Source organism: Candidatus Zixiibacteriota bacterium (assembly GCA_021159005.1).
In the GTDB taxonomy this organism is placed as follows: Bacteria; Zixibacteria; MSB-5A5; order UBA10806; family 4484-95; genus JAGGSN01.
The window spans coordinates 1-8,928 of sequence record JAGGSN010000169.1 but is presented as its reverse complement, the minus strand read 5'-3'; the positions used below and the strand labels follow the sequence as shown (position 1 = coordinate 8,928).

6 protein-coding genes and 1 tRNA gene are annotated in these 8,928 nt (G+C 40.3%); 2 read left to right on the top strand and 5 right to left on the bottom strand.

Features of this window, described 5'->3' with window-relative positions; all coding sequences use genetic code 11:
* Positions 1–216: 216 nt before the first annotated feature.
* Complete coding sequence (locus J7K40_10820; GenBank protein ID MCD6162890.1) at positions 217–3,387, top strand: carboxypeptidase regulatory-like domain-containing protein; 3,171 nt, start codon at positions 217–219, stop codon at positions 3,385–3,387.
* Positions 3,388–3,454: 67 nt separating this feature from the next.
* Here J7K40_10820 and J7K40_10815 read toward each other — a convergent pair whose 3' ends face one another.
* The 5 genes from J7K40_10815 to J7K40_10795 form a co-directional block, all read right to left on the bottom strand.
* Positions 3,455–3,814 (bottom strand): hypothetical protein, encoded by a 360-nt coding sequence (locus tag J7K40_10815; GenBank protein ID MCD6162889.1) that lies wholly within the window; start codon positions 3,812–3,814, stop codon positions 3,455–3,457.
* Between the two features lie 102 nt (positions 3,815–3,916).
* Complete coding sequence (locus J7K40_10810; GenBank protein MCD6162888.1) at positions 3,917–6,124, bottom strand: SpoIIE family protein phosphatase; 2,208 nt, start codon at positions 6,122–6,124, stop codon at positions 3,917–3,919.
* Between the two features lie 27 nt (positions 6,125–6,151).
* Positions 6,152–6,580 (bottom strand): ATP-binding protein, encoded by a 429-nt coding sequence (locus tag J7K40_10805; protein MCD6162887.1) that lies wholly within the window; start codon positions 6,578–6,580, stop codon positions 6,152–6,154.
* Between the two features lie 104 nt (positions 6,581–6,684).
* Positions 6,685–7,023, bottom strand: coding sequence for an STAS domain-containing protein (locus J7K40_10800; GenBank protein ID MCD6162886.1), 339 nt, complete (start codon positions 7,021–7,023; stop codon positions 6,685–6,687).
* A gap of 419 nt (positions 7,024–7,442) precedes the next feature.
* Positions 7,443–7,531, bottom strand: a tRNA-Ser gene (locus J7K40_10795).
* Between the two features lie 117 nt (positions 7,532–7,648).
* On the opposite strand from J7K40_10795, the gene mazG reads away from it, so the two are divergent.
* A complete protein-coding gene (gene mazG, locus J7K40_10790) occupies positions 7,649–8,413 on the top strand; it encodes a nucleoside triphosphate pyrophosphohydrolase (protein MCD6162885.1) in 765 nt (254 codons plus the stop codon).
* The last annotated feature ends 515 nt before the right edge of the window (positions 8,414–8,928 follow it).

Below are 8,928 nucleotides of genomic sequence, written 5' to 3'. Positions count from 1 at the left end.
GTATCGGCATGACCAATCTCTGGACTCCCGTTTTCACGGGAGTGACGTTGATTATAATGTTCTGCAAAAGGCCGGACAGTAGTGAATGTTAATATAAATAAAATGCCTTGTTAATTAATAATTATTTAATATATTTACATAATAAGAAGTTAATCTAACTTCAATTGGTCTGGTGAAATAGAGAATTCTTAAGCATTATTTTGAAATGGAGAATTTATGTTAAAACACCTCGTTTTTTATGTGATTATCTTATTTCTCATTTTTTCGGCAATATCTTTAGCCGATGACAACAATCAGGTATATTTTAAATTTCAGATATATCCGGGCGATGATTTGGGTAAATTGACGCGGATTGTTTCTATCGATAATGTTAAAGACAACATCGTTTTCGCCTATGCCACCGATAGTCAGTTTGATAATTTTAAAACCCTCGGTTATGATTATACGATATTGCCCGACCCGGGATCATTAATAGAACCCCGGATGTCCGATGATAAAGATATCATACTGGATTGGGATACTTACCCGACATACGAGGCGTATGTCGCTATGATGTATGCTTTTGCAACCGATTATCCCACTCTTTGTAGGGTTGAGAATATTGGCAATTCGGTACAAGGCCGCGAGATTTTGTTCGCCAAGCTTTCAGCTAATGTCGATATTGAGGAAAATGAACCGGAGATAATGTATTCTTCCACCATGCATGGCGATGAGACTACCGGTTATATCTTAATGCTTCGGCTAATAGATTATTTGCTGACAAATTATGGAACTGACCCGCAAGCGACAAGAATGTTAGACAGCATGGAAATATGGATTAACCCCCTTGCCAATCCCGATGGTACCTATTACACCGGCAATAATAGTGTCAATGGCGCCAGACGGTGGAATGCCAATGGCGAAGACTTAAATAGAAATTTCCCTGATCCCGATAACGGACCACATCCGGATGGAGCCTCATGGCAGCAGGAAACAATAGCCATGATGAATTTCTTCGACCAGCACAGCTTTACTATTTCAACCAATTTTCATGGCGGTGCCGAGGTTGTCAATTATCCATGGGATACTTGGTCGCGCCTTCATACCGATAATGATTGGTTTGTCGATATTTGCCGCGAATATGCCGACTCGGCGCAGGCTAACAGCCCCTCGGGATATATGACCGACCTGAATAATGGAATAACCAACGGCTATGCCTGGTATCCTATTGCTGGCGGCCGTCAGGACTATTTAAACTACTGGAAAGGCTGCCGCGAAACAACGATAGAATTATCCAGCACTAAACTTCTGCCCGAAAGTCAGCTTGATGCCCACTGGACATATAACAAAGGCGCGCTTCTGTCATATATAGAACAAGCCTTCTATGGCATCAGGGGAGTTGTTGCCGATATCTCAACCGGCTTGCCGGTGGCGGCAACGGTTTCTGTTATCGGTCATGATATCGATAGTTCCGAGGTTTACACCGACCCGGATGCCGGCGATTATTACAGGATGATTGAAGCCGGCACATATAATTTGCGCTTTACTGCTCCAGGCTATTATCCGCATACCGTTAATAGCATCACGGTAATTGACCGTAATGTTGTCGTGGTGGATGTTCAAATGCAGTCGATGCCGCCAGCATTGGAATTCTATGAACATAATGCGGAAAATATCAGCGCCGGCGATACTGTTTCTATGAATATCACATTAATCAATAATGGCGGTCAGTTAGCCAGCGGTGTTAATGCGGCGCTATCTTCAACTGACAGCTATATTGATATATTGCAATCAGTATCTTCATATCCTGATATTTCCCCAGCCGGCGGTACAAGCATCTCAATAGCGGAATATATTTTTGTTGTTCAGGGAGACTGCCCAAGTGATCACCGCCTTGATTTTGAACTCGGGATTACTGCCTCCGGCGGTTATGCCGATACCGTCTTCTTCGCTATAACCGTAGACCCCACCATAGAGGATTTCGAAACCGGAGATTTCAGTTCTTTCGATTGGCAGATGGGCGGCAATGCTAACTGGATAATTGTTGCCAGCGATGTGTATGAGGGTTCTTACTCTGCCAAATCGGGCGATATTAGCGATGGGCAGACATCAACTATTGAGATCGATTATAATGTTTCATCACCCGATACAATTTCTTTCCATTTTAAAGTCTCATCAGAAAACAATTATGATTATCTTAAGTTCTATATTGATGGCTATCTGCAGGATGAATGGTCGGGCGAGGATGATTGGACAGAAGCCGGATTTAGCGTAAGCGCCGGCGAACGTAATTTTAAATGGGAATATTTTAAGGATGGCTCGGTAAGTAATGGCAGTGATTGCGCCTGGATTGATTATATAACATTCCCGATGACAATGGAGATTTTAGAGATAACTACAACCTCGCTTCCCGATTGGAATGTTGGTTTGCCGTACTCTCAACAGCTTGAGGCAACTGGCGGTGTCGGCAATTTAAGCTGGAGCGATCAGTATAGCGACCTTATAGGTACCGGGCTTGCTCTTTCATCAGGCGGTTTGTTATCCGGCATGCCAACATCCGCAGGTCCCGTTAATTTCACCGCCTTAGTCGAGGATCAGGGCAGTCAAAGCGACAGCAAAGCCTTTAGCTTCACAATTAATCAATCCTTAGAAATAACTACAGATACCCTGCCGGATTGGACAATCAATCGTCCTTACTCACAACAGCTTGAGGTTTCAGGCGGCACCGGCTCTATTGCCTGGTCTGATTTGAACAATGACCTTGAGGGCACCGGATTATCGCTTTCTTCATCGGGATTGCTGTCAGGTTCTGCCAGTTTAGCCGGACCTATATTATTCACTGCCAGAGTTAAGGATAGTGTCGGCGATATGGATGATAATGCTTTTGATATCACTATTAACCAGGCAGTAGAGATTACGACTACTGAGCTGCCGGATGGCTGTGTTGATTCGCCATATAATTATCAGCTGGAAGCAACTGGCGGCACTGACAGTTTAGTCTGGACAGATAGGGACGGCGATCTCGATGGCACCGGTTTAGTTCTGGTATCAAATGGCGTTTTATCAGGTATTCCTGATGATGCTGCCTCAATTACATTTTTCGCCGTTGCAGCTGATATTACCGGCAGTTTCGATGAGACACAATTGTCTATTGAGATAACCGAATCATTCGTTCCGGGCGATGCCAATGGTGATGGACGGGTTATTGGTTCGGATGTTACCTATTTGATAAACTATTTCCGGGGAATTAATCCTGCTCCCGAACCATATTTAGCGGGCGATGCTAACGGCGATTGCCAGGTAATCGGCAGCGATATTATCTACTTGGTAAACTATTTCCGCGGAGCCGGCGATCCGCCGGTAATGGGCGATTGCGGTGGGATGATATTGAAGGCCGACCCTAAATAGGCATATATTACACTTTGGCTGCTAAGTGCTGGCTTGGCAGTTTTCCCGCCCGTAAAATCGCAGCGGCTTAAACATCCTTATCTGGCTTATTCGCTTGCAACCCATAATTTTCGGTCTGCCGCTTTACTATTCCCAATTTGCCCAAGCCGTTATCTGTCAACGCTTGAAATACGGATTTAATTTTCAGCTTTATTTGTTCTCTATCATATATTGCTTGAACCGAAATAAGGTTATCGAATTCATGATCTTCTGCTATACATTTGGAATCTTCGCGGTCTCTGGCTAAACCGACTTTTTCTGACATACGTCTGTTATTCTCAATTATTTTAGTATAATCAGCTTCCTTTTTTGCCAGCTCGCCAAGTTCCTTTAATAGCTCTAATTGATCCATGGAAAGATTTTTTATCATTTCTGATGAAAGTTCCATTTTTTCTCCTATTTGGTTAGTTTCGGGTTGAATAAGGTAATCTAATTGTTCCCTTCTGTCAATCTGCCAGATTAGGTAGTCCGGACTATAGACATCTTTGCTTTATTTAGCCTTTATCACTATAAGTGTCATATCATCGACCTCAACGGAATCGCTGGCAAATTGACGGATATTCTTAATCAGATGCCCGCATATAAACTGAGCTGGTTTTGACCGCGCTTTACGTACATCGCTTATAAGCCTTTCCTCACCATATTCCTCTTCATTATCGTTAAATGCCTCAGAGAGGCCATCGGTATAAATAACCAATATGTCGCCTTTCTCAAGGTTTAATTTTGCGTGTTGATATTTTGCGCCGGCAAAAGCTCCCAAAACCAAACCGCCTTCTTTGAGATATTCTATCTCATTGTTGTTTCTCAAAATAAACGGATAATTATGACCGGCATTGCAGAAAGATAAATGCCCGTTCTCGCAATCAAGCTCACAGAAAAACATCGTAACAAATTTATCAGGAGTAGTCGAGTTGACCAGAAAATCATTGATGCCGGCAAGCATCACGTCAATCGGCAGGCCGCGCTTGCATTCGGTTTGAAGAACCGCCTGTAAACGGGCTACCAGCAAAGCCGCTCCAACCCCTTTCCCGGAAACATCCGCTACAATAGAGCAAATATTACCATCGGGCATCTTCAGGAAATCATAGTAATCACCGCCTACCTGACGGGAGGGATGATTAAAAGCCGCAAATTCATATTTTTCATACACAGGAACCGTTTTTGGCAGAAGATTCATTTGTATCTGACGGGCGACTGCTAATTCTTCCTCTAAACGCTGCTTGTCAAGTGATTCGGCATATAACCGGGCGTTGTTTATCGCTGCTACAACCTGGTTAGCCATGACTGACAACAAGGTTATATCCTCATAAGTATAGCGAAAACCAGCTACTTTTCGGGAGGTGGATATTATGCCAACCAGAATGCCTTTATCGGTTAACGGAAGAATAAGGTATCCGTCCAGCTCAATAAGATGACCGGCAAAGTAGCCCTCGCGCGTCAGTCTTTTCAGATTACCTATAAATACTGGCTGTTGTTTTTCCAGCAGCAGGTCAAGTATCTTTTTCTCAAGTGAAAATTCTCTCGATTCGCCTATTAGCTTATATGTATTTCTTTCATCCTGTTTTAAAGCAAAATATGTTCTCTCGATAAACATCTTCTGATTGAGCGTATCATTGATAATTACAGATAGACGATTCATATCGAAGACAGTAATCAATTCTTTGGAAAACTCTTCCATCAGATGACGGTAATCGCCGCGGCTTCTAATGAATAACCGCCGCACAAAATCATCGACTTGATTATATATAGGCTGAAAAAATAGCAGCAGGATAACCACAATAAGGATGTCGAGTATTCGCGATTGAAAACCCAGTATCGAAAAAAACAGGGAGGAAAGCTGAGTTATTATCAAAAGATAGCCGCCGACTACAATAGCTGTTGTTATGGTGTAAACCAAACTTTGGCGGGCTATCAAGCCGATATCCAGAAAGCGATACTTAATTATCGACCAGGCAATCGAGCCAGGTCCGACAATTAAAGCGACTATTATCATCACCTCTCTGATTCCCCGGGGGAATTTCAAGGAAAGTATCGTGGGAATGATTACAGCGATTACATAAAAACCAATAGCCGCCAAAATTCCCATTATAACAATTCTCACCTGAGTTCTCAAAGCAGGATTTATTATTTGCTTAAAGCCCTTATGAAGAAAATATATGGCAAACATTACATAGGCAAAATTTATAAGCGAGAAAAACCGAGTATGGAACGAGAATAGGAATCCTAAAAAACCGGTTGCCAGTTTTAATAAAGAGTTAATAAAACCGATAAACAGACCTAAAATAGGAATTGATGTATTGAAATCAACAAAACCGATAAGCTTTTCAGGCTCTAAAAGGAAAATAACAAGGATGATATGGAAAATGTGAGGAATAAACGCCAGTTGTAATAACCGCTTATGACGATGATAAAATGGTAATGGTTCGGGAAACAATATAGAAAACCAGAGAAGAGTTGGGAAAAACAATTCCCAGATATAAAAGATATTAATAATTGACTGCGATAACCGTTCAGGTTCTATAATAACTGTTCTATATATTGCAGCTAAAAAAGGCGCCAGACCTGCCCAGAAAAGCATAGCCGCAACCACGCGGTTTTTATTAGATCTGACGTTTTCCTTAAGGATGACTCCAGCTATAAGAAACAATACTAAAGCAGAGGCAAGGTATACGAGAGATATTAAAAAACTAAGACTCATCTAACGCCCAGCCGGTAAAGTGAAATGCTATTCTCTTACAATGCTTCTTTTCAGGATTACCTCTGTACCATCATTGGTAAAATTAAAATCAATCGAGTCGAGAAGCGACCGGACAATAAAAATCCCTCTGCCGACTTTTTTTAATAAATTATTATTATCTGTTGGATCAGGGATAGCGTCAGGGTTGAATCCATTTCCCTCATCTTTAACATAAATTATTATTTCATCCTGGCTAAGCTCATATTTAACGGTTACTTTTTTATTAATGTCATCGGAATTGCCATGTTTGATAGCATTGGTAACAACCTCGGAAACAGAAATAGCCACATCAGCTGCAATTGATTGTGAAATACCTTCCTCGGTGAGTCTGGTAGATAAAAAATCATCTACAGCGGCAAGATACACAGAATCAGATGGAACAATGATGGAATTTCCGGATATTACAGGTTTATCCATATATTTCCTCGATTAATAACTAATCATCAAATAATTCTCTAAAACACCATTTAAAACATATTCATCAGATAATCTCAGTTGTTGTCTGAACGGCAAGCAAATTTCTACTTAAAGCTTTCAATTGCCGCATCTACTGTATCATAGTTTTCAAAAACAGTGATAAGCTTGGTAATAGTTAGTAAAGATTCAATCTTTTCGGTAACTGCGGCAAGCTTTAATTCACCGCCATTGTTTCTCATGGTGGTTAGCCCGGAAATCAATATTCCCAGACCGGTTGAGTTCATCCATTCTACCTTAGCCAGATCAATAATAACTTTCTTCTTATTCTGATCAATAAAATCATGGAGCCTATCATGAAGCATAGTAGCGTCGGGGCCGCCCATGATTTTACCTTTAGGTTCAAGGATAATTACATTATCAGACTCTCGATGGGTTAGTTTCATTTCCTTACTCCTTTAAAAATATTCATTACTTCTTAAATCTTCAACAAAAATAAAACTTTAAATATACATATTACAACAATTAACCGTAAGAAGTAAACATAAAATTTATTCAAAACGATTATTTATCCTTTGTTGAGGTCTGCCGGAAAAGCATTAATTGGAGGTTAATGTCTTTATATCAAACAAATTAAATGGTGATATTCACCCGATTTGACGGACACTTAGTTAAGGTGGTATATGTAAACAGCGACATTTATAATACCCGCTTTTCTTATATTCGCAGGTATTGACTTTTGTCACTCTACCCATGATTTTCCTCCTAATTCACTGCCTTTCCTTATAAATTGGCAGAATTTTGGCAGTTCTTAATGCCACCGATTAAGTTAATATGTTGATTCTAAAGGGGTTGTCAACAACATCGGAGAGACAGGGATTCGAACCCTGGAGCCCCTTGTGAGGGCTACACACTTTCCAGGCGTGCTCCTTCGGCCAACTCGGACATCTCTCCGATGAAAGAATAATAATTTGTTGAACAAAAGTCAATCATCAAGCAACAAAATTATTTCCTTGAATAAATAAAAATCGTGAACTTGACAACCACTAAAAAAATAAATACATTGCCGCAATGAATCAATATCAACGGTTACTCGACATCATGACTCGATTGCGGGGTCCCGATGGCTGTCCCTGGGATAAAATTCAGGATCATAAGTCGCTAAAACCATATCTTATAGAAGAAGCCTATGAAGTTCTTGAGGCTATTGACAGTGAAAACCCGAATAATATGGCGGAGGAACTTGGCGACCTGCTTCTGCATATTGTCTTTCATGCGCAAATGGCAAAAGAAAAAAATCAATTTACAATGGAGGATGTTTGCCGTAAAATATCTGATAAATTGATTAAAAGACATCCGCATGTATTCAAAGACCAAATCGAACTTACGCCATCTGAGGTTGAAAATCATTGGGAAATTATTAAAAGCGATAACAATAAAGATTATTCCATCCTTGAAGGAGTGCCAAAATCTCTGCCGGCGCTCTTAAAGGCTTACCGAATACAGGAAAAAGTCGGTCAAATAGGGTTTGATTGGAATGAAGCATCTGAGGTTGTAAATAAAATAAAGGAAGAGATTGCCGAATTTGAAGAAGCTTTCCAACAGAAAAATAAAGATGCCCTCCACTCTGAACTTGGCGACCTGCTTTTTTCCATTGTTAACCTTACCCGCCACCTTGGATTAAAAGCTGAAGAAGCGCTTGATAACTCTAACAACAAGTTTATTAAACGTTTTCAATATATCGAGAAAAAACTCGCCGAAATCGGCAAAACCCCTGCAGAATCAACTCTTGAGGAAATGGACGATTTCTGGGAGGAAGCCAAGAAAGTCATCTAACTCAAGATTTAACCATTGAATTGTTAATATAGAATCAAAACAATAAACAGGAGCGGGGATTTTAATTTCTATCAGGTTGTTGATAAAGCCCGCCCCGACTGGAAAGTCGGTGTTATTAAGTTTTGATTAATAATATAATCACTTAATAGTCGGGGTTCTCCAATCCCGACTTTTTCCATAGTGTTGAAATTAATTTCAATATTACCTGTTATCAACAACCTAAGGCGTATTATAATGTATCTTTACGCAGCAGTGTATATTATCTTAAAACTTAAATTCTTAATTTTGTTAACGGTCTGGTGCTGATTACCAACCATCGCTTGGTAACCAGAGGAAATATCTAAATCGCAAAATCTACGCTAGCAAATTATATATTTCATAACACTACTGTCCGGCCTTTTCAATAGAATTCTCCAATTGATATACGATAAATGAAACTTGCTTAAGCCATAACATATAAAACAATAAGCCGTTAGAATATCTTTATAAACACCTGTGTTCTGTTTTTTGCTTCA